This is a genomic window from Methylosinus sp. is20ea, from assembly GCF_059718135.1.
In genome coordinates this window covers 2,196,965-2,221,940 of the sequence record NZ_AP046088.1, presented here as the reverse complement: position 1 = coordinate 2,221,940, position 24,976 = coordinate 2,196,965, and the positions used below count along the sequence as shown (strand labels likewise).

The following is a 24,976-nucleotide window of genomic DNA, read 5'->3' as shown; positions in this document are numbered from 1 at the left end:
GGCCGACGCGGCGCTTCGACCCGTAGCACGCTCGTCGACTTTTTTTGGGGGGATGCGCGGGGTTCGCCGAAGCCGCTTCAAAATCACGACACGTCTGGCGGGGCGAACTCTTCAGAGTTCGTTGGCGCCGAGAGAGGACACTTATTTTGCTCATAAACAGCTGTTATTTATGTGCCTTTGTTGCACGAATTTTCAAGGATATCGCCAGGGACGCCACTACGCGCGCCCGGTCACACCCTTACTCGTAAACCATGCCGACCTCACGTCGTTTGCAGCAAAGCCTTCCTTCGGACCTTGAAGCCAAGCGCATCTGTCGCTGTTCGCGCCGGCCGAATAAGAGAAAATGAAGAACGGGATTCATCCCGCTGGCGGCCACGTCCGGATTCGAGTCCAGGTAGTAGTCACCATCGAAGCCGGCTTTCGCTAGGCGACGCTGCTCTCGGCAAATCGCAATTTTGTTCAGCAAGAAAAACTTGTGGTCGATCAAAATCCGACTCAGCCAATTTGGTCGCGCGAGCTCGAAATGAAGCTTGCTCAGGGTCTCGTCTCTTTCAGCGACCAACGCAGTGTTGGTCTCGAGCAGCATGCCGTTGTGCGCATTGGCGGCGGCGACGCATGCATCCGATCGCGCGAGCTTCTCCCGCAGGCTCTCCATGTCAGTCGCCAGGAAGCGGCTTCGTTCCGCGAGGAACGCTTTTTCCGCGTTCAGCGTTTCGATCTCCTGCCACGTTTGCTTACGGAAGCTCTCCATTTCATTCGTCAGCGAGAGGACCCGCTCCATGAGGAGAGCTTTTTCCGCATTCAGCGTGTCGCTCGCCAGTCTCATACTCTCGACCTTGCGGAACAAATCACCCCGCTCTTCGTAGAGCGTGCGAGTTTCGACGCTGTGCAGAAGATCGCGCCAAGCGGCGAGCGCGTGGCTCGACATGTCCGCCTTGAACCTGCGTCTGATGCGCGCGCGGCGCCTATGACTCGGTTTTAGGGCAGAAAGCGGCTTCTCCGCGAGCCGCGCTGCAATTACAAAAAATCCAGCGTCGTTTTTCTCGGCGCCGACGGACACGAAAAACTGATCATAGGCTTGGCGGAAGCTATCGGCGAGGTCTTCGTGGAAGCAAAGTTGCCGACGCGCTGGGACGCCGCAAATTCTATCGAGGTCGCACGCAATTGCGATCCCCCGAGCAACGGCGAGCAGCGCCGCTTGAGGGTGAACCTCGTGGAGACATTTCGTCGCGTAGCGGATTTGCGAAAAACGGCCGCCCGCTCCCTGCATGCGAGAAATGAGCATGACGTGACGATCACTCAATCCCAAGATGTCTCCGGGGACGAAAGTGAAAGATAAGATGAACAACTTTTCGTTGTCCATATTGAACCACAGCGATAGCTCGCCTTCGTGCTGGCGCCGGCTCGTGATCGAGGCTGTTATCGAAAAGAAGTGTTCACCCACCATGCTGCGCCAGACGATCTTTTCGCCGAACATCAACTCGTGCAATGCGGTGGTTGTGACGCCTTCAGCCAAATATGCATAATTGTGCAAATACGCCCTAAAGCGCGCCGTCTGGTCCAATCCATGCGCCAAATACACTTGTTGGAAATATTTCATTTCGAGAGGAGAGGAAAAATTCCAAATGGAGTTTGTAAATTCGTCCGAATGGACAAAGCGCGCAACAAGTTCCCAAATAGTCGGCGCGTCCGCCAAATGATCAGCCACAACCCGGTCGTTTTCGGGACCGCGACGCAAAATCATCATGTAACAGTCAAGGACATCATCGCGCGTGGCCAGGGCACTCATGCCAATCGCACTCTCAGAGCGTTCGATGGTTACGAAGACATTTCTCGATTGTTTCAATATCACGATCAAGCACAAATCGCCGCCCATGTTTTCGTGTTTATATCGTTTTGATTAACAGTTTGAATTGCAAGGTATCTTCCGGTTTTGGCCGACGGCCGGCGGACGTCTATTCCTGCTCGTCGACCTCGATCGCTTCGATCACCCGCCGGCCTTCCCCGCCCCGGGCCGAACGAAGCGCGTTACCCAAAGCTGAAGTCTATTTTTGTCCAGCAGCTTATACGCCGTCTCTCACGGCTTGGCGCCCCGAATGATGGTATCTGAAAATCGGCTTCGATACTCTCGGCATGGCGGCATCCGCGAGACACCGGCCGCCTTCAGCGAACCAATACCACCGTAGAGGCGCGACGCCCAAAGACGAGCAGCAACGCTCGCCGATACTCTACGAAGATAAGCTGTCGAGGAAACGGGCATCGCTCGCCGTTTGGCGGCGCTCTACTACGACGCTCTGCGAGAGTGAGTTGGTGCCCAGGAGAGGACTCGAACCTCCACGGCTTTCACCACTGGTACCTGAAACCAGCGCGTCTACCAATTCCGCCACCTGGGCAACGCGGCTCTCTTACGAGGACGACGCTCCGCTTGTCAATGGCGCTCGTCATGCTTCGGTCACGCTCGCGGGGCGCATTCCCTTTCCGACCAAATCGCGCTAGAGCATCCGCCCGAAACGGAGCGATTTTTTTCGAGCGCTCCGACTATTCGACCGAATCGGCGTGGGGCGAAGAATGAGCGCAGATGTGAACGATACCGGGCGGCTCGTGACGGTGTTCGGCGGGTCGGGATTCATCGGGCGCCATGTGGTGGCCGCTCTCGCGCGCGACGGCTGGCGCGTGCGCGTCGCCTGCCGGCGGCCGGACCTCGCCTTTTTCCTGCAGCCGCTGGGCAAGGTGGGGCAGATCTTCCCGGTGCAGGCCAATCTGCGCAATCCGGCCTCCGTGGCCGCCGCGGTGCGCGGGGCCGAGGCCGTCGTCAATCTGGTCGGCGTGCTGGCCGAGGGCGGCAAGCAGAAATTCTCCACCCTCCACGCCCAGGGCGCCAGGGCCGTCGCCGAGGCCGCCGTCGCCGCGGGCGTCGAGCATTTCGTGCATGTCTCGGCCATAGGCGCGGACAAGGATTCGCATTCGGTCTACGCCCGCACCAAGGCGGAGGGCGAGGCCGCGATTCGCGCCGCCTTCCCCGGCGCGGTGATCTTTCGCCCCTCTGTCGTCTTCGGCCCGGAGGATCAGTTCTTCAACCGCTTCGCCGCGATCGGCCGCTATCTGCCGGTCGAGCCCATCATCGGCGAGGCGACCCGCTTCCAGCCGGTCTATGTCGGCGATGTGGCGCACGCCGTCGCGCTGGCGGTGGACGGCCGCGCCCAGGCCGGCGCCACCTATGAGCTCGGCGGCCCGGAGGTGAAGACCTTCCGCGCGCTCGTCGAATATGCGCTGAAGGTCGCCGAGCGCGACACCAAGATCTTGCCGCTCTCCTTCGCGACCGGGGCGCTCCTCGCGCGCATCACGCAGACGCTGCATTCTCTGTCGCTCGGCCTGTTCCCGAGCCTGCTGACGACGACGGTCGATCAGGTGGAGCTGCTGCGCCACGACAATGTCGTCTCCGCCGACGCCAAGGCCGCCGGGCTGACGCTTCAGGGGCTGGGGATCGCGCCGACGGCGATAGAGACGATCGTCCCATCCTATCTCTATCGCTACCGCAAGACCGGGCAGTATCAGGCGCAGCGGCTCGCCTGAGCCGCGCCGCCGTCAGCCGGCCCGCGCCGTCGCGCGGGCCGAGGCGGCGAGCCGCCTGTGCAGCCGCACCATGAAGGCGACGCCGAACAGAGGCGTGAACAGATTGAGCCCCGGCACGGAGACGAAGCCGGCGATGAACAGCCCCGCGAGAAACAAGGTCGTCGCATGGCGGCGCGTCAGCTCGCGGGCCTCCTCCAGCGAGCAATAGCGCGTCGCCGCGAAGGCGAAATATTCCCGGCCGAACAAATAGGCGTTGGCGAGCACGAAGACGATGGCGTTGACGCCCGGCACCAGCAGCAGCATGAGGGCGACGAGATTGACGCAAGCCGAGACCAGCGCGAAGCGCAGCGCCATGACCATCGCCTGACCGGCCGGCAGCGGACGCCCGCGCGGCCCGTGAGGATCGATCTCCTCCTCGACGACATCGGCGAGATCGTCCAAGAAAAACCCCGCGACCAATATGGAGATCGGCGCGATGAGAAAGGCGAGGCCGACGACGAGGCCGGCGCCGGTCGCAAAAGTGACGACCGTTCGCAACCAATAATTGTCGAGGGTGAGGAAAGAGAGCGCGGCCTTGTCCAGGCCGGTCCAGGCGAGCGCCAGCAGGACGAAGGTCAGGCCGAGGCTCTTGAGCAGCACAGTGCGGAAGGGCGGGGAGAAGATCTGACGGGCGGCGTCGAGGGCGGCTTGCAGCATGAGGGCTCCGAGCGGGAATTCGCCGTCAACATGGGGGGATGCGGGCGCGGGCGCAAGCCGCGCCGGGAACTGCCACGCCGGGAACTGCCGCGCCGGGCGAGGCTCGGCCGCAGGCGACGCCGGCGCGGAATTTGTGCTAGGGGACTGCGTCATTCACGAGGGGGCGCGGCGCAGCCCGGATTCGAAAGGCGAGGTCTTCGCATTGATCGGACGACATTGGTTCAGACAGCGCCCCCGCTCCGAGGAGGTTCCGGTCGCGAATTTTGCGGGCGACGAGACGCGCGCGCCGTCATACCAGAACGCCGTCGATCCGATTCCGGGCTCGGGCCGCCATTTTCCCGCCGAATGCGGCCGCACGGCCGGACGGCGGCCGGTGTTTCACGATCGCTGTGATCTCATCGTCGCCATCCTCCCGATATTTTCCATATTCGCCAGACGGAGCCCCGCAGCCGTCTGACGGCGTCCCGCGGCGCAGCGCGCGAACCCCTCTCGCCACGCGTTTGTCGCCTGATCCGACAAGCGCGCGCCGGCGCGAAGCGCAGCGGCCTCGCGTCTCTTCACAAAGGAACGGCATGAGCATTCAGGACAACGCCCATCAGCTCCCCGTCGGCAGACGCGTCTTGCGCGCGCTTCGCTCCCTGGTCGGGTTGAGGAACGACCCGCTCCCCGTGACGCACGTCAAGCTGAATCGCAGCCAATACAAGACGATCTGGAACGCCGTCTCGGTCTCCGAGGACGATGCGAAATTGGCGGTCAGCGGCTATCTCGACGAAGAAACCTATCGGCGGATGGGCGAGGACACGCGCAACACGCTCCAATCCACTGTCGGCGTCGGGCCGGAGGATGTCGTGCTCGAGATCGGAGCGGGCGTCGGCCGCGTGGGCGCCGCGCTGGCGCCCATCTGCAAAGAATGGATCGGCGTCGACGTCTCCGAGAACATGGTCGGCCATATTCGCCAGCGTCTCGCGGCTTTCGACAATGTGCGCGCCGTCGCCACCAGCGGCTTCGACCTCGCCGCCGTGCCGGACGCTTCCGTCGATCTCGTCTACAGCACGGTCGTCTTCATGCATCTCGAGGAATGGGATCGCTACAACTACATCAAAGAGGGCTTCCGCATCCTGCGGCCCGGCGGTCGCATGCTCGTCGACAATGTCGACATCACCACCGATTCCGGCTGGAAATTCTTCGAGGAGCATTGCGCGATTCCGCCCTTCGAGCGGCCGGCGCAGATCAGCAAGACCTCGACGCCGCAGGAGCTCGAAACCTATTTCCGCCGCGCGGGCTTCGAGGCCATAGAGCAGGCGCACGTCAATCTGTGGATCATCACCTTCGGACGCAAGCCCGCGGAGGATGCCGCGGCGGCCCCGGAAGCCCCCTCCGCCGCCGACTAGAGTCTTTCTGTGTTTCCTTGAAACACAGAAAGACTCTAGGCTATTGTTTTGACGCGTTTCCAACGCCGAACCGGCGTCCACTTCGGCTGGAAACGCTCTGACGGCGTAAATATTGCTTTCATGCCGCCCGAGGAACAAGGGGCGCATGAAGACATTTCTCGACTGGTCGGCCTATGACACCTATGGCATAGGCGACGCCTATTCCGGCATTCCGGCGACGGGCGGCAATTACGCCAAGGCCGTGGCCGTGTGCATGCACAGCCGCGACTGCCAGAAATCCGGCAAGGGCGTCATGTGCCCGAGCTATCGCGTCACCGGCGACGTCAAGCACTCGACCGAGGCGCGCGTCGCCGCCTTCAAGGCCGCGCTCAATGACGGAACCGACGAGCGCGCCTTCGCCGACCCCCGCCTCGACGAGGCGATGGATCTCTGCGTCTCCTGCAAAGCGTGCAAGAAGGAATGTCCCAGCGCCGTCGATATGACGCTGATCAAGACCGAATATCTCGCTCAGCGCCATGAGATCGTCGGCGTGCCGAAGCGGCTGCGCCTGTTCGGCGGCGTGCCGGAATGGGCGGGGCGCCATCGCGCGCTGCTACGCTTCGGCATTCGACTGCGCAATCGCTCGCGTCTTCTGTCCAAGCTCGCGGAAAAATGGATCGGCGTCACCGCCCGCCGTCCGATTCCCGAGCCCGCGCCCGCGGCTTTCGCCCGCTCCGCCCCCGCGGCCGGCGTCGGCGCGCGCGGCGAGGTGATCCTCTTCGTCGACACTTTCTGTCATCACTTCGATCCGCATGTGGCCGAGGCCGCCGTCGAGGTGCTGGAGCATGCCGGCTATAGCGTGCGCATCGCCGAGCCGGCGCCGACCGACGCGGAGCCGGACCGTCCGCTGTGCTGCGGCCGCACCTATCTCACCACCGGAATGGTGAAGAAGGCGCGCGGCGAGGCGGAGCGCGTGCTCGCCGCCTTCCGCGGCGAGATCGCCGCCAAGACGCCGATCATCGGCCTCGAGCCCTCCTGCCTGCTGTCGCTGCGCGACGAGCTCTACAGCCTCGGCCTCGGGCCGGAGGTCGGCGATCTCGGCAAGCAGCTCTTTCTGCTCGAGGAGTTTCTCGCCCGCGAGCATCAGAACAAGGGCCTGCGCCTCGCGCTGAAGCCGCTCGATCTGCCCAAGGCGGTGGTGCATGGCCATTGCCATCAGAAGGCCTTCGGCGTGATGAAGGCGACGAAAAAAGTGCTCGGCTGGATTCCGGGCTTTACCTTCGACATCGTCGAGACGAGCTGCTGCGGCATGGCCGGCAGCTTCGGCCTGGAGGCCGAGCATTACGAGACCTCGATGAAAATGGCGGAGCTGTCGCTGCTGCCGGCGATGCGCGACGCCGCGCCCGATGCGCCGCTGATCGCCAATGGCTTCTCCTGCCGTCATCAGATCGAGCATGGCAGCGGCCGCAAGGCGCGGCATATCGCGCTTCTGCTGCGCGACGCGCTGCAACCAGCGCAGCCCGCGGAATAGGACCCTAGGTCAAAACTCTCGAAAACCACCGAGGCCGTCATGGCCGGGCTTGTCCCGGCCATCCACGCCAAGCGGCGGAGACATCGTCGGAAAGCGCCCGCGATCTGCGGATTTCTCGATCTTCGCGTTTGCTGGCTTCGTCGCGGACCCAGGTCGCGGAGACTGTCGCCGCAACTGTGGCGTCACGCGAAATTCTGTAAGAATCCTCAGCGCTCAGGCGTGGATGGCCGGGACGAGCCCGGCCATGACGGCCTCCTGGAAATATGTGACTCCCTTAGCCCTGAAGGGGAAGGTGGAAAGCGCGCTCTTGCCAGAGGCCCATAAGGCTCGCTTCGCGCGCAACCGTCCAGCTTTGTCGGCTATCCGACAGAATTGAACGCCCGCTCTCTCAGCTCTCCCCGGCGCGGCGCTGGGAGAGCTCCTCCATCAGCGCCGAAACCGTGTCGAGCAGGCGGATCGCGCCGGGCAGGCGGGAATGGGCATTCTGCTGCGCCTCGCCCACGGGCTCGAGCCCGCGCCACCAGTCGATGAAATGGTCGATCAGCGCCCGCCCCGAAATTTCCTCGAAGGTCAGGCCCGGAAACGCGTCCAGGCCGAAGGCCGCCTCGAAGTCCCGCAGGCAATCCTCGACATAGCGGGCGTCGGTCCCATTGAGCGCGAAAGGCCGCTCCGGCGCGCGACGCACCATGCGGACCTCGCTCAGCTCCGGAATATAGTCCTTGATCACAGCCCCTGCTCCGTCGCCGCGGACACCGCTGCGAGCGTCCCCATCAATTGCGGCGCCAGTCTGCGCGCGCGCGGCATGGCGCGACGCTTGCATTTTCGAGGAATGACCATGACAGCGACCGATGCGGCGCAAGCCGACCCGCCGACAGGCGAGAGAGGGCCGGTTCCGCCGGCGCTCAAACGATTCATCTGGGACATTCAGTCGATGGTCGAGCTCGCCGACAGCGAGCGGGAGATTCTCCTCATCGGCCGCGATCTGATGACCCGCCTCGTCGCCAGCGACGACTGCCTGCCCGCCGTTTTCGCCGCCGCTTCGCCGGCGCAGGGCCGACAGTTCCAGCTCTATAGCGATGGAGAGGAGCGGTTTACCGTCGTCGCCTCGGTGCTCGCGGGCGGCGCCGGCCTGTCGCTGGAGCAGCAGGGCGTCTGGGAGATCATCGGCGTGTTGCGCGGCGCGGTGGCGCGGCGACTGCCCGCGGCGCCGGAGGGAGCCGGCGCGCTGGCGAAAGGCGCCGTAGAAGCGCGGCTCTCGAAAACGGGCCCCTCCGCCGCTCTCGCCAATGCGCTGGCCGAGGAGGTTTCGATCGCCATCCATGTCTACGGCGGCGCGGTCGGCGGCATGATCCGGCGGTCCGTCTCGCCCGCGGGCGCGATCGGCGAGGGCGAGCCTTACGCCAATGGCGAAGCGACGCCGCCCTATGATATTTTCACGATCCAGACCGAGATAAAGGACTGACGAAAGGTCGCAAACGCCCGCTCCCTCACCCTCCCCCGCTGCGCGGGAGAGGGAGTCTGCGACGTCTCGCGAACCTTCGATGAAGCGCCGAATCTGTCCCCTCTCCCGCGCAGCGGGGGAGGGTTGGGGAGGGGGCCGCCTCAGCGCACCGAGACGAAGCGATCCGTCGGCAATATCGCCGCCTGGCCGGCGAAGGCCTGCGCCTGGCCGCTCGCCGTCGAGGGCGCGAACAATCCCGAATCGGCGCGCGCGGCGGAGCGCGGCGCGGCGAAAGTGGCTCCGAGCGTCGTGCCTCCCGGAAGGCGGCTGGCCGAGACGGCCGTCGTCAGCGTCTGGAAATTGGAGCGGTCGAGACGCGCCGGCACCAGCTCGACCCTGGGCGCCGCGGGCTTGGCCGCAGGCGCCGGCTTGACGGCGAAAATGCGCAGCTCCGGCGCGCCGACATCGCTCCCATAGGGAAGGGATTGGGCGGCGGAGGGCGCATAGGCGAGCAGCGGCTCCGGCTTGGCGACGGGTGGCGGCGCGGGACGCGGGGCCGGCTGCGGGATGCTGCGCGTCGCCTCTTCCGTGACGCCGCCGCGCAGGCTGGCGGCGCCGAGATCGACGAGGCTCGCAATGGCCCCGCCGGCCCGACGGGCAGAGGCTGGGGCGGGAGAGGAAGTGGAAGCGGGCGGAGCCGCGGCCGGAATGCTCGCCAACGACGCGAGCTCGCTCGGCCGCGTCGGCGGCAGAGGCGCTCCGGCGAACGCGAGAAACATTGGTCGCCGCGGCGGCAGCGGCGCGGCGATCGCGGCCTCGAGCTTCGCGTCGATCCTGGCCTCCTCGGCCGAAATCCCGAGAGAGGCGACGGCGACGGGCCTCTCCCGCTCCGCGGAGCGGGCTGCGGCGGGCGGCTCGGCGGCGGACGCGACGCGCAGCTGCGTCTCGCCGCGCGGCAGATTGCGTTCGGCTGTGGCGATGCGGCTCGGCGGCTCGGCCTCGACGCTCTCCTCCTCCTCGGCGGAGGCGCGCGCCGAGCGGCGCGGCGCCAGCGACGCCCATTGCTTGCGCGCGGTGGGCGGCGGCGCCGTCGCGACGGCGTTGTCCTCGTCCTCCTCGCCGCCGCCGCCGAACAGCATGGCGAAGAGACCCTTGCTCTGGCGCTGGACCGCCGGCACATAGGCGCCGTTGCCGCGCGCCTCGATCTCGGCCTTGGCCTCCTCGTAACGCGCGAGCGGCTGATTATTGGTCGGCAGATGCACCGTCTTGCCGTCCGGGAACAAATGGGCGAGCTGCTCATAGCTCATGCGCGGCCAGGAGCGGACGCCGCCGACGTCGAGATGGACGAAAGGCGTGCCGGCGGTCGGATAATAGCCGACGCCGCCGCGCTGCATGCGCATGCCGATCTCGCGGATCTGCTCCATCGACATGCCGGGCATGGTCGTGTCCATCGCCTTGCCGAGCATATGCTGCGAATATTTCGCCACGGCGCGCGAGCGGCGGCGCAGCATGGCGTTGGTCTCCGGCGAGCGATAGGCGGAGACGACATGGACGGGATCGCTCCCGCCCGCCTGCCGATAAGCCTCCCACACGACATCGAACAGATGCGGGTCCATATTGGTCGGCTCGTCGCGCCGCCAGTCGCGCAGGAACCAGTTCAGCTGCTCCAACACGGATTGGTCGTAGCGGCCGCCGACCAGATAGGTCGCGGCGATCTGCTCTTTGGTGTGGGTGTGGAAGAGATAGAGCGTGCGCGTCTCGCCATTGGCGACCGCATCTTCGGTGAAGGACGGAGTCAGCGCCGATAGGAGCGCCGCCGCGGCGCTGATCAGCCGCGCGATAGACCGTCGTGAGAGGAGAGGCGCGCCTTCCCGCCAGTCGTCCAAAACGTCGCTTCTTTCCGCTGGTCGACGGGCGGTCGCCCGACGAAATGAACTTTAGGACGCGAGCGCCGAACGCACCGACGATCGATCGCGTGTGGTCCCTGCGGGCGCCTCGGCGCCGCTGGGCGCGGTCTGCTCCTGCGACGGGCGAATCGCTCTCGCCCGAGAAGGAGTGACGCTATTTCGACATAATGGCGAAAAATTGCCCAGTCGCCATTGCGACACAATGTCGAGCTCACGTTGAAAGTCAATGCGTCGCGACGGGGGCGAGCGGCAGGACGAAGGCGCCGGAGGCCAGAATCGGCTGGCCGCCGGGGATGAGCGGAGCCGGCGCGGCCATGTCCGCAAGCTCCTCGAGGCGCGCCCGCCCCTGCGCGTCGCCGCTGGTGAAAGCGGCCGAGGGCGGGCGGCGCGGCGGCTCGGGAGCCTCGACCGGGGCCACGCCATTGCCGCGAATGGAGGCCGTCGTCATCGCATCGACCGCCCCGGTCGCCGCCAGCCGATCGCGCTCGGCGAGGGCGAGACGGATCGGCCCCTGCGGCGGCGAGGTCGGATCGGCGAAGGCCTGCGACACGGCGCCCCGCACTTTCTGGGCGAGATCGCCGAGCGGATCGGAGGCTGGCGCGGCGGAGGCGATCGCCTGGGCGGCGCGCCTGCCGCGGCCGGCGGAGGCGATGATCGTGCGATCGCTGCCGTTGCAATTGCGAATGCCGAGCGAAATCAGCTCATTGCCGGTCAAAACCCGATATTGGCGGGTCAGATAGCCGAGCCGCTCGCGCACCGCGGCGGGATAGTAATTGAACAGCTCGGCGGAGACGCCGGCGTCGGTCTGATGGTCTATCGCATTATAGGCGAGATGGAATTTGACCAGCGAGTCCGGATAGACGCAGACATTGGGCAGGCTGAGAGCCATTGTGCAGGCCGACCGGCATTCATGCAGGCGAACCTCGCGGCCCTCGCGGCGATACATTTCGGTTTGGGCCTGATACTCCGTGACGAGACCGCCGACATCCTTATAGACGACGACCGGCGCCGGAGCAGGCGGCGGCGACAGATATCCCAAGCAACACCCCTACGCTCTACTGACGTCCGACAAGAGAAGATTCACCGCATCATGGTGAATAATCTCTTAAAGGCCGGATCATCCTCTGATGCCGACCCTCAGGCCGGGCGCGGGACGTTCTTGCAAGACATTGCGGCGAAAATGAAAAAGGGCGGCGGGACGGCCGCCGGTCTTCAGCGACACCTCGCCCGTCGGCTCGACGGCGGCCGACGTTTCCACGAGGCGGCGGAAGTTCTGCTTGTGGAGATGGCGGCCGGCGATGGCCTCCACTGTGCGCTGCAGCTCGGTGAGCGTGAACGCCGGCGGCATCAGCTCGAAGATCACCGGGCGATATTTCATCTTGGCGCGCAGCCGGCCCATCGCCGTCGCCAGAATCCGACGATGATCGTGCTGCATGGGCGCGCCGAGCGGCGGCGGCTTCGCGCCGCGCTTCAACGCCGCCTCGCGGCCGTCGCGCCAGGCCTCCTCGACGAGGCCGGCCTCATAGAGCAGCTCATAGCGCTCGAGCGCATTCTCCTCGTCGAGCCCCCGGCCCTGGGGCCGAAACAGGAGATTGACGCGGTCGCGCCGCCGCAGGCCGGAGGAGGAGAGCGCGTCCGGCGCCTCCTCCACCCAGGCCGAGAGGCCCGGCAATATGGTCGTCTCCATCGGCTCTGGCCGGCCGCCGCGCCAATCCTCCCAGGGGAAGAACTCATACCAGCTGCGGAAGCCGCGAATATCGCCGGCCTGCCCCTCGGCGATGCGGGTCAGCGCCAGATAGCCGACGGAGACCACATGCGGATCGCGGTCGCCGGCGCGGGCGTGGCGGCCGCGGTCGCCGAATGTATAGAGCTGCTCGACATAGCCGAGCGTCATGCCGGTCTGTTCGGCGACCCAGGCGCGCAGGCCGATCTCGAAAGTGCGGTGATGGACCGGATCGAAGGGGCCGGAGGGCAGCGCGGCGCGCGCATCCTCGCCGGAGGCGGCGACTGTGAGGATGAACGGCTCGTCCTCCTGCGCGGCGACGATCGCCGCCGTGAGGCCGATCCCGACCGGCAGCGGCCCCTCGGGCTCGCGCAGCGGTTTTTGCGGCTCGCGCAGATGGTCGAAACTCGTCATGGGAAGCTGGTCATGGAGTTCGCGTCAGGCGAGCTCGAGCGCGAAGGGCGCACCCTCGTAGCAATCGGCGCCGCGGCCGATCTCGGCGATGGCCGCCGTCATGCGGCCGTCGCGAGAGAGAATGCGATCGGCGAGCGCGACGATACGGCGATTGGGCGTCGCCGTCGGCGAGGCGCGGCGCAGCTCGCGCGCGAGTTCCGCCTCGGCCCGCTGCGGCGCCAGCGCGCAGGCGAGGATGAAGGCGGCCGCCGGCGAGCGGCTGACGCCGGCATAGCAATGAATGACCAGCGGCTCGCGCCGGTCCCATGCCCCGGCGAAGTCGAGCAGTCTCTGAATATGCGCGCAATTGGCGAGCACATGGCCCTCCTGATCCGCCTCTATGTCGGAGACGGCGAGACGCAAATGGCGCTCGGGGACGATCTCGCTCGGGCGGGCCAGCGAGGAGCCGGCGGTCAGAATGGTGATGAGCGAGCGCGCCCCGCTGGCGCGCACCGTGTCGACGACCTTCGTAAGCGAACAGACATAGAGGTGCGCCATGTCTCACCTTCTCTGTGTCACTTCGATGCCTCACCCTCGATGCGTCGCTCCTCGCCTCGCTCGACGGCGGCGAAGCGCGCCAAAAAGCGCTGCTGCGCGGCCTCGACCGAAAGCGGCTCCAACGCTTGCGCGAAAGCGTCGGGGCCCAGCGCTGGATGGCCGAAGATGCGCTCGGCTTCCGCGCGTGTAAAGCCGGCGAGACCCACCGCCTCGAAAAAAGCCGAGGCGCGATCCGCCCGCTTGGCGAGACGCAGCAGCGCGGCGTCCGGCTCCGGCGGCAGCGAGAAGCGCAGCAGGATCGCCCTCAGAATGCGTTTCTCCACGCTCTTGTATGTGTCGCCGATGACCGCTTTGAAGGGGGAGATCATGTCGCCGATCACATATTCCGGCGCGTCATGGAGCAGCATGACCAAGCGCCCCTCGCGCCCGAGCCCGGGCGAGAGCGCGCAGGCGATCTCCTCGACCAGCAGGCTGTGCTGGGCGACCGAGAATATATGTGGGCCGCGCGTCTGGCCGTTCCAGCGAGCGACGCGGGCGAGGCCATGGGCGATATCCTCGATTTCGACATCCAGCGGCGAGGGATCGAGCAGATCGAGCCGGCGGCCGGACAGCATGCGCTGCCAAGCGCGGGGGGCGGCCTCCGGCTTTCCGGTCTTCACGCCGCGCATCTGTGGCACTCCGCCAGATGATCGTCGACCATGCCGACCGCCTGCATGAAGGCGTAGACGATCGTCGGGCCGCAAAAGGCGAAGCCGCGCGCTTTCAGATCCTTGGCGAGGCGGCGCGAAATATCCGTCTGCGTCGGAATCCCCGCCGTCGTGCGCGGGCGGTTGACGATCGGGACCCCATCGACGAAATCCCAGAGATAATTGGAAAAACCGACGCGCTCCTCGATCTCTATCCAGGCGCGCGCCGAGGCGATGGCGCCTTCGATCTTGGCGCGATTGCGGATGATTGCCTGATTTTGCATCAAAGTTTCGACGCGCGCGGCGTCGAATCGCACGATGGAATGCGGATCGAATCCCTCGAAAGCGACGCGGAAGCCCTCGCGGCGGCGCAGAATGGAGATCCAGGAGAGGCCCGCCTGGAATCCGTCGAGGATCAGTTTTTCATAGAGAGCGCGCGATCCGTGCTCCGGCCGGCCCCATTCTTCGTCGTGATAAGCGACGTAGAGCGAATCGTAACCCGCCCAAGGACAACGCAAAAGCCCGTCCGGATGAGCGAGCGCCGGCGCATCGCGCCAGGCGATTGGATTTTCACGTTTGGCGGCCATCGCCCCTTCCCTCACGCTTTCTTCGCGCCATCTGAGCCGAAAGAGCGTTTCATAACATCCTCATTGTGGTCCCGGCGAACTTGCGGCCCATGCCTCGATGCAAGACAATTGGCACAGGCCGTGCTCGCAGTGCGGCCGTCGGGAGCCGATTGCGCCGAGGAATCTTCATCGGCGACGGCGCTCACCAAGGAGAAATTTAATGTCGATCCGTCTCGTCTCTTACGCTGCTGCCGGCGCTCTCGCAGTCGCCCTGGCCGCCGTCGCCGCGGGTGAAGCGAAAGCGCAGGCGAATGTTTTGAAGGAATGCGGCTCGCAATATCAAGCCGCCAAGGCCGCCAACGAACTGAAGGGAAAGAGCTGGCAGGAGTTTCTGAAGGCGTGCCGCGTGCGCCTCTCGGAGCAGCCCGGCGAGACCGCGCCGGCCGCCGCCGCGCCCGCTCCGACCCCGGCTCCCGCGCCGGCCGCCGCCGCGCCCGAGCCCGCTCCCGTCCCGGCTCCCGCGGCTGCGACGCCCGCCCCGACTCCCGCCCCCGCCCCCACGGTCGCGGCCCCTGCGGCGAAGCCGGCCAAGCCCGTCTCCGAGGGCAAGGCCGCCCAGACCGCGCGCCAGAAGAAATGCGGCGCCGAATGGAAGGCCAAGAAGGCCGAGCTGCTCAAGGCCGACCCCAAGGCGACCTGGCCGAAATATTGGAGCGAGTGCAACAAGCGCCTCAAAGCCGCAGGCGAGTGACGCGCCGACCCGAGCGAGACTATCGACAGGCCCGGCGCGACGCGCCGGGCTTTTTTGTCTCTCGAGAGAAAGACTCGGCGCGACGCGCCGAGCTTTTTTGCTTCGCGAGCGAGACTCGGCGCGACGCGCCGGGCTTTTTGCTTCTCGAGCGAAACCCTGCGCGACGCGCCCAGCTCGCGCTTCCGAGAGTGGAGAGAGCCAGACCGCCTCTTGCGGCGCGGTCGCGATTCATGGCACAGGCTGCGGGTCGCGAGACGATGGCGAGGCGCCCGGCAAGAGGCGCGAGAAGCGGGAGAAACCGGAAATTGGACAAGATCGAGCTGCGTAAGCTGCAGGCCTTCTTGCGCCGATCGCTCGGCAATGAGGAGATTCGCGTGACCGCGGATCCCAAGAACCCCGACGATGCAGCGGTTCACCTCGGCGAGCGCAAGATCGCCTCCATCTCCGTCGACGACGAGGACGGCGACCGCTCCTTCGCCTTCGCGATGAAGCTGCCCGTCGGCCGCGAGACGCTGCAATCCTATCTGCGCAAGCTGTTCGAGAACGACAGGCTGACGATCGCTCCGCGCGGCCGCAAGACCGATTCGGTCGAGCTCAATTGCGGCGAGGATTTCCTCGGCGTCATCTCCGCCGACGATCCCAAGCAGCAGAGCTATACGCTGCAGGTCGCCATATTGGACTTCGATCTCGACGATTTCTGACCGCGTCTGGAGCGTTTCCAGCCGAAGTGAACGCCGGTTCGGCGTTGGAAGCGCGTCGAAACAAAAGACTCGAGGCCGCTCAACGCGGCCGCGGCCGATCTGCGTCGATCGAGACCAGAAAGGCGCGCACCCCCCGCGCGAGCTCCTCCCAATCGCGCAGCAGCGAAGCGGAAAAACGCGCCTCGACGTCCAGATTCTTCCAGCGCAGCGCCCATAGGCAGGGAGCCGAGCCGAGAAACCCCGCGTCGCGTCGCGGGCAGCGCGCGAAGAACTCCCGGCCGTCGGGCGGCGCGAGATAGAGCTGCTCGAGCTCATAGGGCGATCCCGGCTCGAAGCGCCGCATCACCAGCCCGCCCGGACCGCCCCAGACCTCGCTCTCCAGAAAGCGCGCATAGAGACGCGACGGCCGCTCGGCTGGATCGAGCGCCTCGTCGCGCGGCCCGAGCGTGATGAAGACGCGCATCGGGTCGAGCTCCTCGGAGGCGCGTCGCCGCGGATCGGCGGAGGGCTTTTGCGGCGGGGCGAAATCCGGGAGAACGGCGAGAAAGGAGAGACGCTCGAGCGCGCCGCCATAGCGCGTCGATTCGTCGCGCGCAAAGGCGGGCGCATAGGCGAAGCGCGCGCCGCCGAGGCTGGCGGCGACGATCGTCGGCTCGGCTTCGTCGGTTTTTCTCAGCAGGCGATTGGCCCCCGCGACGAGCAGCGCCAGCACCAGAGCGATGAGGAAGAGACGCATGACTCTCGGGAAAGGGGAGCGAGGGACGATGGGCCGAGCTTAGCCGATTCCGGCCGGCTTCGCGCCGGCTCTCGAGGGATCGCATCCAAAAGCGCGGCGCGACGGCGCGGCTGTCATCGGATCGCTGCAGCCGCGCGCTCCTATGCGCGGCGCGAGCCGGCGCCATTGTCACGACATGAGAATGACGGACAGTCACGCCCGAGCCGGATTCCGGTTCGAATGCGGCGTCGGCGACGCCCAGTTACCAGCGTTTTCCACACAATCGATAATAATGGAGGTCAATATGCGTTCGATGAGCAAAGGGTTTGCGTCCCGCTTGTCCCTCTTGGCCCTGGCCGCCTTCGGCCTGGGGTTCGCGCCCGATGCGAACGCCGGCCAAACGCATGGCTGCTCGCTCTCGAGCCTGCGCGGCGCTTACGCCGTCAAGCTGGACGGCGTCATGCAAGTTCCCAGCCTTCCCGAGCGGAAACTCAATCTGATCGCCTCCGTCACTTTCGACGGCGCAGGCAAATTCAGCGCCAATGTGACCGGCAGAATCAATGGCGACCCGATCACCGGGCCGTTCGCCGGCGTGTATTCGCTGGCGAGCGATTGCAACGGCGCTCTGGATCTGACCCAGGTCTTCAAGGGCTTCTCCAACGTGCAGGCCGACATCATCGCGATCGAACGGGGGAAAGAATTGTTTCTCGTCATCGATTCCGCCGCTCCTCCTGCCAATCCCGCCATCATCCAGGTCAGCGGCGTCGCCAAGCGCCTCCGCGGCGAGGACTGAGGACGCCAAAAATCCGCAGACGAGAGGAGGGCGCGCGGTCTTCGCGCGCCTTTCGATTTGGGCGGACCCTTTTTCCGCCGATGCACGCCCCGCAGCGCGACTTCGAACGGGCCGAGAGTCCTTCCGTGTTTCATTGAAACACGGAAGGACTCTCGGCTTTTGTTTTGACGCGTTTCCGACGCCGAACCGGTGTCCACTTCGGCTGGAAACGCTCTGACGTCTCCGCTCGCGGTTTCCTCTTCCCGCCAAAGACACTAGAAAGCCGGCGAAGCCCCTGCGCGCCTCGATCCGAGGCCGCCCGCAGAAAAGGGCGCGGGAGACGAGGACCATGCCCCTCTATAAAATCGACGGCGTCGCGCCGCGCCTGCCGGCCTCCGGCCGCTTCTTTGTCGCGCCGAACGCCCATGTCATCGGCCGCGTGCAGCTGGACGAGGACGCCAATATCTGGTTCGGCTGCGTGCTGCGCGGCGACAATGAATGGATCATCGTGGGCGCGCGCAGCAATATTCAGGAGAACAGCATTCTCCACACCGATATGGGCTTTCCGCTGACCATCGGCGCCGATTGCACCATCGGCCATGGCGTCATTCTGCACAGCTGCCTCATCGGCGAGGCCAGCCTCATCGGCATGGGCGCGACCATCCTCAATGGCGCGAAAATCGGCCGCAACTGCCTCGTCGGGGCCAATTCGCTGGTCACCGAGAACAAGGAATTTCCCGACAATTCGCTGATCGTCGGCGCGCCGGCGCGCGTCGTGCGCACGCTCGACGAGGGCGCGCTGGCGCGCAATCTCGAATCGGCGAGACATTATGTCGAGAACGCCGAGCGTTACGCCAAAGGGCTGGAGCCGATCTGAACGCCGCGGCGCGCCCTGCCGAAGGGCGCGCCGAACCTCGCCTCAGCGCGCCGCGAAGAGCGGGGCGTTCGGATCGTCGATCGCGATCCAGACATTCTGGTCGAGCTGCGACTGCCGCTTGACGAAACGATAGGGCGTGTTGGTCCAGGGCCGCACGGCGTCGTTCATATTGTCGAGAACGAATTCGCCGCGATTGGTCTTGATGGTCAAGATCGCATGACCGTCGCCGTTCTTCTCCTTCACCACCGTCATCAGCAGCGCGGCGCGCGGATAGCCGAGCTCGATCAGCATGCGCCGCTTCATCAGCGCATAGTCCTCGCAATCGCCCTTGCCGTCGGTGGAGTAGTCCCAGCGATCGACGACGCCCCAATGCTCCATGTCGGAGACGGGCTCGATCGCATGATTGACATGGGCGTTGACGCGCTGAATGTCCTTATAGGCTTTGGCGGTGAGATCGATGTCGCGCGGCGCCGAGGCGTCGATGTCGCATTCCCCGCGATAGCGATGACAAAAATCCAGCCATCCGTAAGGGACGCTCGTCTCCGGCCCGAGAGCGGCATGCAGCAGCGGCTCGGAGGCCGCCCGGCCGGACGCCGTTCCCCACAAGGAGATCGCGCCGGCCAACGCCGCGCTCATCGTCAGTCTCGCCACTCTACGCAACATCTTCGTCGTCTCCCGAATGTGGAGACGAGAATAGATTTATTATTTTGCCCGCTCGGTAAGTCGAAAGCTCAGTTTTTCAGCCAATGCATTTAGATTTGGCGGAATTTTTCGTAAGTATACCAAGTCGTGACCGAAATAGGCGGAATTTTACGGTATTTTCCGTAATAGGCTGAAACGACGTGATTTTCTAGCGGTTGGCCGGCTGCGCAGACGCCCGCCCGAGCGAGCGCTTCTGCTCGGCCGGAGCGCATTCGTTAACGCGGGAGCCGGAATCGTCGTTAACGGGCTTGCCTCGGCGGCGGCGAGGGACGAGATTGCGCCTGCGGCCATGGTTCCGTCTCAAAGGCGGCGTAGGAACGCGGGCGGAGTTTCCATCGGGGTTCGACGACGATGTTGCTGCGCTTCGCAATTGCCCTGGCGATGAGCCTTCTCGCCTGCGTCATCGCCGACGCGCCGGTCGCCGAGCCGTTCAATCGCGTGGCGGAAAATCCCTTCATCGCCCGGCGCAGCGCGCTCGAGACCCATATCGACGAATGGCGGCTCGCCCTGCGCCTCTCGGGCGAGCAGGAGCGGCTGTTCTCGACCTTCGAGCAGCAATTGCATGTCGTGGTTCGGGAGCGCGACGCCGCCATTGTCGCCGCGGCGATCGACCGCAATCGCGACAATGTTCCGCGCGATCCCGGCGCGCCGCTGCGCGCCCGCGCCGACCGGCTGAGCCGGCATGTGGAGACTCTGCGCGCCCTCGCCGACGCCGAGACGAGCTTCTACGCCTCGCTCTCCGACGAGCAGCGGCGCATCGCGGACCGTGTGCTGCCACGGGACGTACTCGGGGTCCATGACCTGTTCCGCCGCCGTGGCGTGCGCCCCGACCGGAACGGCTAGTGGCGAATGCGCGCAATCGCCGAAGCCCCCTCCCTCCGAGCTTCTCGTCGCAGACACCCGCCAATTTCCGCCCTTCGCCGCGAGACAAGACATGAAACCTGTTTCGGCCGCCCCGAGCGCCCGCCCAGCCCGCCACGCCGCAGTCGGCCGCTCGGGGCTTCCGGTCTGCGCCCTCTTGGTCTGCGCCCTCTTGGTCACGACTCTGGCGCAGCCGGCCTTCGCCGCCGGCAACAATGACAAGCCGCCGGCGCTCGAGCCCGCGCCCGCCGCCCCGCCGGTGATCGGCAAATCGGCGCATGAGCCCGCGCCGGCGCGCAAGCGGCTGACCAAATTCGAGGCGCGACGCATCCGCCACGCCTGCCAGGGGCGCGCCAATGAGCGCGGCCTCGCCGGGCCCGAACGCGAGAGCTTTTTGGGGCGATGCTATTTCGGCCGCGTCTCGACGCGGGTCGAGCGCCAGCAATGCCGACAGGAAGCGACGGCGCGAGGCGTCGAGCGGACGAGCCTGCGCGCCTTTTTGCGCGAATGCGTGAGGGAACGCCTGCGCGCCAAAGACGAGCGAAAAGACTGAGACGAGCGAAAAGACTGAGCGCTAGGGCCCCGCGCCGCGCTCAGTGGCGCACCACCAGCACCGAGCATTTGGCATGGCGCACGATCGTCTTGGCGTTGGAGCCGAGCAGATAGGTCGACATCGCCGGCCGATGCGAGCCGAGCACGATGAGATCGGCGCCCCACTCCTCCGCCTCGGCGAGCACCTCGGGATAGATCGCGCCGAAGCGCACCGCCGTGGTCACCAGAGTCTTCGGATAATCGAGCTTGGCCGCGACATCGGCGAGCTCCTGCTCGGCCGAGGTGCGCAGCTCCTCGTCGAAATTCGGCGGGATATAGTCGATGAAGGCGACGGGAACCAGCGATTGCACATTGACGAGGCGCAGTTTCGGCTGAGCCGCGCCTCTGGCGAAGGAAAGCGCCTCGTCCAGCGCGAGACGCGTCAGCTCCGGTTCGGTCAAATCCAGGGGAATGAGAATTTTCTCATGCATGGGCGCTCGCTCCTGTGCTCGACCCGAAACCTCTTCTCGATGTAAGCCTCGCGCTCCCGTTTTTTCAGGGGGCGACCTCGCGCGGCGAAATGTCGCGCGCGTCGATCTCGGCCTGGGTCAGATCGCCCTCGCGGGCCGTGGGACGAAATTCGGACCGGCTCGCCGCGACGGCTTCTATATGGCGTCCGATCTCCGGATTGCGCTGCGTGAAAACATGCAGGTCGAAAGCGTCGAGGATCAGCAGCTTGATCGGCGTCGCCGCGCGCACATTGGCGGTGCGGCGCGTCTTGCGCAGCAGCGCGATCTCGCCGAAGAACTGCCCCTCGCCGAGCCGCACGGGGCCGCTCGGCAGCTCCACCTCCACCTCGCCGGCGGCGATGAAATACATGGAATGGGCCGGCTCGCCCCGCCGCACCACCAGCGCGCCCGCCGGCAGCGATTGCGCGCGCAGATAGCGCATGATCTCGGCGATGGTGGAGGCGTCGAGCGTGGCGAACAGCGGCGCCTTGGCCACCATGCTCCAGGTGACGACGAATTCGCGGCGATGGATCTCCTCCGCGAAGGCGGTGGCGACGATGCCGACCGGCAGGCCGAGCATGACGAATCCCATGACCATGGAGATCGCCGCTATGACGCGCCCGGCCGACGTATGCGGCACCACATCGCCATAGCCGACCGTGGCGATCGTCTGGATCGCCCACCACATGGAGGCGGGAATGGAGCGGAAGGCCTCCGGCTGCGCGTCATGCTCGACGACATGCATGGCGGTCGCCATGAACAGCACGACGCCGAACAATACGATGCCGGAGGCGGCGAGCGCTTTTCGCTCCGCCTCCAGCACGGCGAAGATGGAGCGAATGCCCGGCGAGTAGCGCGCCAACTTGAAGAAGCGCGCGAGGCGCAGGAACAAGAGGATGCGCAGATCGGCCGCGACGAACACCGAAAGATAGATCGGCGCGATGGCGATGAGATCGATGATCGCCGAAGTCGAGAAGAGGAAGGCGAGGCGCGCCTGCGCCGGCCGCAGGGCGGCATAGAGCGTGTGGTCCGGCGCGCTCCATATGCGCAGCGCATATTCGACGCTGAAGGCGGCGACGGCGACATATTCGACGGCGCGGAAGATCGGGCCGTAGCGCGCCGCAAGGTCGGGATCGGATTCGAGGATCACCGAGCCGACGGAGAGAACGACCAGCGCGACCAGCGCGCCATGGACGATTTGCGCCGCGCGGTCGCCGACGCCGCCGCTGTCGAGAAGAAAATGAACGCGGCGGCGAAGACGAGACAGCGGCGACAGCGCGTCGTCGCTCACTGGGCCGCCTTGAGTCGCAGCGTTTCCTCTACCGCCGCGAGGGCGGCGTCGAGCGCGGAGGCGTCCGGCCCGCCGGCCTGGGCGAGATCGGGCCGGCCGCCGCCGCCCTTGCCGCCCAGCTTCTCGCTGGCGACGCGCACGAGATCGACGGCATTGTAGAGCGCGGTCAGATCAGCGGTCACGCCGACGACGACGCCCGCCTTGCCGTCGGCCGAGGCGTTGGCGATGGCGACGATTCCGGAGCCGATCGTCTTCTTGGCCTCGTCGACCAGGGATTTGAGATCCTTGGCGTCTATGCCGCTGACGGCTTTGGCGAAAAGCTTCACGCCGGCGACGTCGCGCACCGGGGCGGCCGCGCCATCGCCGCCGCCGCCCATGGCCAGCTTGCGCTTGGCGTCGGCGAGCTCGCGCTCCAAATGCTTGCGCTCTTCGATGAGGCTGGCGAGCCGCGCCGGCGCGTCCTCGACAGACGCGCGCACGAGCGCCGCGATCTCGCGCAGCGCCTTCGACTCCAAGACGAGTTGCGCGCGGGCGCCTTCCGCCGTCTTGGCCTCGATGCGGCGCACGCCGGAGGCGACGGCCCCCTGCGAGACGATGCTGATGAGGCCGATGTCGCCGGTGCGGCGCACATGGGTGCCGCCGCAGAGCTCGACGGAAAAGGCGCGATCGACGTCGACCGGTGCATGGCCCATGGCGACGACGCGCACCTCATCGCCATATTTCTCGCCGAACAGCGCGCGCGCGCCGGAGCGAATGGCCTCGTCCTGGTCCATCAGCCGCGTCTCGACCGGCGCATTGTCCTGCACCACCTCATTGGCGATCTGCTCGACGGCGGCGATCTCTTCCTCGCTCAAGGGCTTGGGATGAGTGAAGTCGAAGCGCAGCCGGTCCGGCGCGACGAGCGAGCCTTTTTGCGCGACATGCTCGCCGAGCACGCGGCGCAGCGCCTCATGCAGAATATGCGTCGCCGAATGATTGGCGCGCACGGCGTTGCGGCGAGCGTGGTCGACCTCGAGCTCGAGCGCGAGGCCGGGAAGAAGCGCGCCCTCCTCGACGACGCCCTCATGGACGAAGAGGCCGCCGACCTTCTTTTGTGTCTGGGTGACGCGGAAGCGCACGCCCTTGGCGCGCAGGACGCCGATATCGCCGATCTGGCCGCCGGATTCGGCGTAAAAGGGCGTCTGATTCAGCAGCACGGCGCCGCGCGCGCCGGTCTCGAGCCGGAACGTTTCCGCTCCTTCATGCAGAAGGGCGACGATCTGGCCCTCGGCCTTCTCCGTCTCATAGCCCAGGAATTCTGTCGCGCCGAGACGCTCCTCGAGCGCGAACCAGACCGCCTCCGTCGCCGTCTCGCCGGAGCCGGCCCAGGCTTTTCGCGCCTCGGCGCGCTGGCGCTCCATCGCGGTTTCGAAAGCCGCCTTGTCCACGACGATCCCGCGCGGGCGCAACGCATCCTCGGTGAGATCGAGCGGGAAGCCGTATGTGTCGTAGAGCTTGAAGGCGGTCTCGCCGGAAAAACGCGCGCCGGCGGTGAGCGACGCGCTCTCCTCGTCGAGAATGGAGAGGCCGCGGACCAGCGTCTGGCGGAAACGCGTCTCCTCGGTGAGCAGCGTATCGCGAATGAGGCTCTCGGCGCGGGTCAGCTCGGGATAGGCGAGGCCCATTTCGGCGACGAGCGCGCCGACGAGGCGATGCATCAGCGGCTCGGCGGCGCCCAGCAGCTGCGCATGGCGCATGGCGCGGCGCATGATCCGGCGCAGCACATAGCCGCGCCCCTCATTGGAGGGGGTGACGCCATCGGCGACGAGAAAGGCGGAGGCGCGCAAATGATCGGCGATGACGCGATGGCTCGCCGCCTGCGGGCCGGCCGAGTCGACATTGGTCGCATCGGCCACGGCGCCGATGAGGCGGCGGAAGAGGTCGATCTCGAAGACGGAATGCACGCCCTGCAGGAGGGCTGCGATGCGCTCGAGCCCCATGCCGGTGTCGATCGAGGGGCGCGGCAGCGGCGCGCGCTCGCCCGGCGCCGTCTGATCATATTGCATGAAGACGAGGTTCCAGAATTCTAAGAACCGGTCGCCGTCCTCGTCGGGGCTGCCGGGCGGGCCGCCGGCGACGCTCTCCCCCTGGTCGTAGAAAATCTCCGAACAGGGGCCGCAGGGGCCGACATCGCCCATGCTCCAGAAATTATCGCTCGTCGGAATGCGGATGATGCGGTCGTCGGAGAAGCCGGCGATCTTTTTCCACAGGCCGAAGGCCTCGTCGTCGTCGTGATAGACGGTGACGAGCAGCTTTTCGCGCGGCAGCGCCAATTCGCGGCTGACGAGATTCCAGGCGAGCTCGATCGCGCCTTCCTTGAAATAATCGCCGAAGGAGAAATTGCCGAGCATTTCGAAAAAGGTCAGATGGCGCGCCGTATAGCCGACATTGTCGAGGTCATTGTGCTTGCCGCCGGCGCGCATGCATTTCTGCGCGGTCGTCGCGCGCGCGTAATGGCGTTTCTCGAAACCGGTGAAGACATTCTTGAACTGCACCATGCCGGCGTTGGTGAACATCAGCGTGGGGTCGTTCTGCGGGACGAGCGGCGAGGATGCGACCTTCTCGTGTCCATTGCGCGAGAAATAGTCGAGAAAGGTCGAACGGATCTGGTTGACGCCACTCATATCGGTTCTTGTCGCCCGCTGGTTCGGCTCAAATGCCCTCGAACGCGCGCTCGGCCGTAACCGTCGCAGGGGATGAGGAAAAGGCCCGGCGCGAACCGAGCCCTTCTAGAGCATTTGCCGGCGAAGTGAAACACCGCGGCCGCGAGACGCTCGATCGGC

Annotated in this window: 24 protein-coding genes and 1 tRNA gene; 10 read left to right on the top strand and 15 right to left on the bottom strand. The window is 66.0% G+C overall.

What is annotated here, in order from left to right; all coding sequences use genetic code 11:
• Positions 1–238: 238 nt before the first annotated feature.
• Together AC6IY7_RS10145 and AC6IY7_RS10140 are read right to left on the bottom strand one after the other, a co-directional pair.
• Positions 239–1,852 (bottom strand): DUF535 family protein, encoded by a 1,614-nt coding sequence (locus tag AC6IY7_RS10145; RefSeq protein ID WP_497782822.1) that lies wholly within the window; start codon positions 1,850–1,852, stop codon positions 239–241.
• A 456-nt stretch (positions 1,853–2,308) separates the two neighbouring features.
• Positions 2,309–2,393, bottom strand: a tRNA-Leu gene (locus tag AC6IY7_RS10140).
• A gap of 175 nt (positions 2,394–2,568) precedes the next feature.
• Here AC6IY7_RS10140 and AC6IY7_RS10135 point away from each other — a divergent pair.
• The gene (locus AC6IY7_RS10135; protein ID WP_497778834.1) at positions 2,569–3,573 is read left to right on the top strand and encodes a complex I NDUFA9 subunit family protein; all 1,005 of its coding nucleotides are present in this window, start codon (positions 2,569–2,571) and stop codon (positions 3,571–3,573) included.
• 12 nt (positions 3,574–3,585) lie between these two features.
• Here the strand turns inward: AC6IY7_RS10135 and AC6IY7_RS10130 are convergent, their stop codons facing one another.
• The gene (locus AC6IY7_RS10130; RefSeq protein ID WP_497778833.1) at positions 3,586–4,269 is read right to left on the bottom strand and encodes a sulfate transporter family protein; all 684 of its coding nucleotides are present in this window, start codon (positions 4,267–4,269) and stop codon (positions 3,586–3,588) included.
• Between the two features lie 668 nt (positions 4,270–4,937).
• On the opposite strand from AC6IY7_RS10130, the gene AC6IY7_RS10125 reads away from it, so the two are divergent.
• Complete coding sequence (locus AC6IY7_RS10125; protein ID WP_497778832.1) at positions 4,938–5,660, top strand: class I SAM-dependent methyltransferase; 723 nt, start codon at positions 4,938–4,940, stop codon at positions 5,658–5,660.
• Positions 5,661–5,805: 145 nt separating this feature from the next.
• A complete protein-coding gene (locus AC6IY7_RS10120) occupies positions 5,806–7,170 on the top strand; it encodes a (Fe-S)-binding protein (RefSeq protein WP_497778831.1) in 1,365 nt (454 codons plus the stop codon).
• 388 nt (positions 7,171–7,558) lie between these two features.
• On the opposite strand, the gene AC6IY7_RS10115 is transcribed toward AC6IY7_RS10120, so the two are convergent.
• Positions 7,559–7,897 carry a hypothetical protein gene (locus AC6IY7_RS10115; RefSeq protein WP_497778830.1) on the bottom strand — a complete coding sequence of 113 codons (339 nt, stop codon included), beginning with the start codon at positions 7,895–7,897 and terminating at the stop codon, positions 7,559–7,561.
• Between the two features lie 108 nt (positions 7,898–8,005).
• Here AC6IY7_RS10115 and AC6IY7_RS10110 point away from each other — a divergent pair, with 108 nt between their 5' ends.
• Positions 8,006–8,632 (top strand): cysteine dioxygenase family protein, encoded by a 627-nt coding sequence (locus AC6IY7_RS10110; RefSeq protein WP_497778829.1) that lies wholly within the window; start codon positions 8,006–8,008, stop codon positions 8,630–8,632.
• Between the two features lie 140 nt (positions 8,633–8,772).
• Here AC6IY7_RS10110 and AC6IY7_RS10105 read toward each other — a convergent pair whose 3' ends face one another.
• From AC6IY7_RS10105 to AC6IY7_RS10080, 6 genes are all read right to left on the bottom strand, one after another.
• Positions 8,773–10,497 (bottom strand): peptidoglycan L,D-endopeptidase MepK, encoded by a 1,725-nt coding sequence (locus tag AC6IY7_RS10105; RefSeq protein WP_497778828.1) that lies wholly within the window; start codon positions 10,495–10,497, stop codon positions 8,773–8,775.
• 244 nt (positions 10,498–10,741) lie between these two features.
• Entirely contained in the window at positions 10,742–11,557 is an 816-nt protein-coding gene (locus AC6IY7_RS10100; RefSeq protein ID WP_497778827.1) for a hypothetical protein, read from the bottom strand.
• 78 nt (positions 11,558–11,635) lie between these two features.
• A complete protein-coding gene (locus tag AC6IY7_RS10095; protein ID WP_497778826.1) occupies positions 11,636–12,655 on the bottom strand; it encodes an NUDIX hydrolase in 1,020 nt (339 codons plus the stop codon).
• Between the two features lie 24 nt (positions 12,656–12,679).
• Positions 12,680–13,192 carry a tyrosine phosphatase family protein gene (locus AC6IY7_RS10090; RefSeq protein ID WP_497778825.1) on the bottom strand — a complete coding sequence of 171 codons (513 nt, stop codon included), beginning with the start codon at positions 13,190–13,192 and terminating at the stop codon, positions 12,680–12,682.
• A gap of 17 nt (positions 13,193–13,209) precedes the next feature.
• Positions 13,210–13,860: an HD domain-containing protein gene (locus AC6IY7_RS10085; protein WP_497778824.1), complete on the bottom strand. Its 651-nt coding sequence runs from the start codon at positions 13,858–13,860 to the stop codon at positions 13,210–13,212.
• A complete protein-coding gene (locus AC6IY7_RS10080; protein WP_497778823.1) occupies positions 13,848–14,465 on the bottom strand; it encodes a DNA-3-methyladenine glycosylase I in 618 nt (205 codons plus the stop codon). The genes AC6IY7_RS10085 and AC6IY7_RS10080 overlap by 13 nt, the downstream gene beginning before the upstream one ends.
• Before the next feature lie 199 nt (positions 14,466–14,664).
• Here AC6IY7_RS10080 and AC6IY7_RS10075 point away from each other — a divergent pair, with 199 nt between their 5' ends.
• Both AC6IY7_RS10075 and AC6IY7_RS10070 read left to right on the top strand, forming a co-directional pair.
• A complete protein-coding gene (locus AC6IY7_RS10075; protein WP_497778822.1) occupies positions 14,665–15,195 on the top strand; it encodes a hypothetical protein in 531 nt (176 codons plus the stop codon).
• A 305-nt stretch (positions 15,196–15,500) separates the two neighbouring features.
• Complete coding sequence (locus AC6IY7_RS10070; RefSeq protein WP_497778821.1) at positions 15,501–15,896, top strand: DUF3126 family protein; 396 nt, start codon at positions 15,501–15,503, stop codon at positions 15,894–15,896.
• 79 nt (positions 15,897–15,975) lie between these two features.
• Here AC6IY7_RS10070 and AC6IY7_RS10065 read toward each other — a convergent pair whose 3' ends face one another.
• Entirely contained in the window at positions 15,976–16,632 is a 657-nt protein-coding gene (locus AC6IY7_RS10065; RefSeq protein WP_497778820.1) for a hypothetical protein, read from the bottom strand.
• Between the two features lie 175 nt (positions 16,633–16,807).
• Here AC6IY7_RS10065 and AC6IY7_RS10060 point away from each other — a divergent pair, with 175 nt between their 5' ends.
• Entirely contained in the window at positions 16,808–17,404 is a 597-nt protein-coding gene (locus AC6IY7_RS10060; RefSeq protein WP_497778819.1) for a hypothetical protein, read from the top strand.
• Positions 17,405–17,732: 328 nt separating this feature from the next.
• Positions 17,733–18,260, top strand: a complete 528-nt coding sequence (locus tag AC6IY7_RS10055; protein ID WP_497778818.1) for a gamma carbonic anhydrase family protein — start codon at positions 17,733–17,735, stop codon at positions 18,258–18,260.
• A gap of 42 nt (positions 18,261–18,302) precedes the next feature.
• On the opposite strand, the gene AC6IY7_RS10050 is transcribed toward AC6IY7_RS10055, so the two are convergent.
• Complete coding sequence (locus AC6IY7_RS10050; protein WP_497778817.1) at positions 18,303–18,896, bottom strand: transglutaminase-like cysteine peptidase; 594 nt, start codon at positions 18,894–18,896, stop codon at positions 18,303–18,305.
• 417 nt (positions 18,897–19,313) lie between these two features.
• Here AC6IY7_RS10050 and AC6IY7_RS10045 point away from each other — a divergent pair, with 417 nt between their 5' ends.
• Entirely contained in the window at positions 19,314–19,805 is a 492-nt protein-coding gene (locus tag AC6IY7_RS10045) for a Spy/CpxP family protein refolding chaperone (protein ID WP_497778816.1), read from the top strand.
• A 91-nt stretch (positions 19,806–19,896) separates the two neighbouring features.
• The gene (locus tag AC6IY7_RS10040; RefSeq protein WP_497778815.1) at positions 19,897–20,376 is read left to right on the top strand and encodes a hypothetical protein; all 480 of its coding nucleotides are present in this window, start codon (positions 19,897–19,899) and stop codon (positions 20,374–20,376) included.
• A 40-nt stretch (positions 20,377–20,416) separates the two neighbouring features.
• Here AC6IY7_RS10040 and AC6IY7_RS10035 read toward each other — a convergent pair whose 3' ends face one another.
• The 3 genes from AC6IY7_RS10035 to alaS form a co-directional block, all read right to left on the bottom strand.
• A complete protein-coding gene (locus AC6IY7_RS10035) occupies positions 20,417–20,845 on the bottom strand; it encodes a universal stress protein (RefSeq protein WP_497778814.1) in 429 nt (142 codons plus the stop codon).
• 64 nt (positions 20,846–20,909) lie between these two features.
• Positions 20,910–22,154, bottom strand: coding sequence for a cyclic nucleotide-gated ion channel (locus tag AC6IY7_RS10030; RefSeq protein WP_497778813.1), 1,245 nt, complete (start codon positions 22,152–22,154; stop codon positions 20,910–20,912).
• A complete protein-coding gene (gene alaS / locus AC6IY7_RS10025) occupies positions 22,151–24,817 on the bottom strand; it encodes an alanine--tRNA ligase (RefSeq protein ID WP_497778812.1) in 2,667 nt (888 codons plus the stop codon). The genes AC6IY7_RS10030 and alaS overlap by 4 nt, the downstream gene beginning before the upstream one ends.
• Positions 24,818–24,976: the final 159 nt, after the last annotated feature.

Excerpts from the sequence above, each read along its gene's own strand:
- AC6IY7_RS10135 (WP_497778834.1), top strand. The coding sequence starts at position 2,569 with ATGAGCGCAGATGTGAACGATACCGGGCGGCTCGTGACGGTGTTCGGC.
- AC6IY7_RS10130 (WP_497778833.1), bottom strand. The coding sequence starts at position 4,269 with ATGCTGCAAGCCGCCCTCGACGCCGCCCGTCAGATCTTCTCCCCGCCC.
- AC6IY7_RS10120 (WP_497778831.1), top strand. The coding sequence starts at position 5,806 with ATGAAGACATTTCTCGACTGGTCGGCCTATGACACCTATGGCATAGGC.
- AC6IY7_RS10110 (WP_497778829.1), top strand. The coding sequence starts at position 8,006 with ATGACAGCGACCGATGCGGCGCAAGCCGACCCGCCGACAGGCGAGAGA.
- AC6IY7_RS10095 (WP_497778826.1), bottom strand. The coding sequence starts at position 12,655 with ATGACGAGTTTCGACCATCTGCGCGAGCCGCAAAAACCGCTGCGCGAG.
- AC6IY7_RS10090 (WP_497778825.1), bottom strand. The coding sequence starts at position 13,192 with ATGGCGCACCTCTATGTCTGTTCGCTTACGAAGGTCGTCGACACGGTG.
- AC6IY7_RS10085 (WP_497778824.1), bottom strand. The coding sequence starts at position 13,860 with ATGCGCGGCGTGAAGACCGGAAAGCCGGAGGCCGCCCCCCGCGCTTGG.
- AC6IY7_RS10080 (WP_497778823.1), bottom strand. The coding sequence starts at position 14,465 with ATGGCCGCCAAACGTGAAAATCCAATCGCCTGGCGCGATGCGCCGGCG.
- AC6IY7_RS10075 (WP_497778822.1), top strand. The coding sequence starts at position 14,665 with ATGTCGATCCGTCTCGTCTCTTACGCTGCTGCCGGCGCTCTCGCAGTC.
- AC6IY7_RS10065 (WP_497778820.1), bottom strand. The coding sequence starts at position 16,632 with ATGCGTCTCTTCCTCATCGCTCTGGTGCTGGCGCTGCTCGTCGCGGGG.
- AC6IY7_RS10060 (WP_497778819.1), top strand. The coding sequence starts at position 16,808 with ATGAGAATGACGGACAGTCACGCCCGAGCCGGATTCCGGTTCGAATGC.
- AC6IY7_RS10055 (WP_497778818.1), top strand. The coding sequence starts at position 17,733 with ATGCCCCTCTATAAAATCGACGGCGTCGCGCCGCGCCTGCCGGCCTCC.
- AC6IY7_RS10050 (WP_497778817.1), bottom strand. The coding sequence starts at position 18,896 with ATGAGCGCGGCGTTGGCCGGCGCGATCTCCTTGTGGGGAACGGCGTCC.
- AC6IY7_RS10045 (WP_497778816.1), top strand. The coding sequence starts at position 19,314 with ATGTTGCTGCGCTTCGCAATTGCCCTGGCGATGAGCCTTCTCGCCTGC.
- AC6IY7_RS10040 (WP_497778815.1), top strand. The coding sequence starts at position 19,897 with ATGAAACCTGTTTCGGCCGCCCCGAGCGCCCGCCCAGCCCGCCACGCC.
- AC6IY7_RS10035 (WP_497778814.1), bottom strand. The coding sequence starts at position 20,845 with ATGCATGAGAAAATTCTCATTCCCCTGGATTTGACCGAACCGGAGCTG.
- alaS (WP_497778812.1), bottom strand. The coding sequence starts at position 24,817 with ATGAGTGGCGTCAACCAGATCCGTTCGACCTTTCTCGACTATTTCTCG.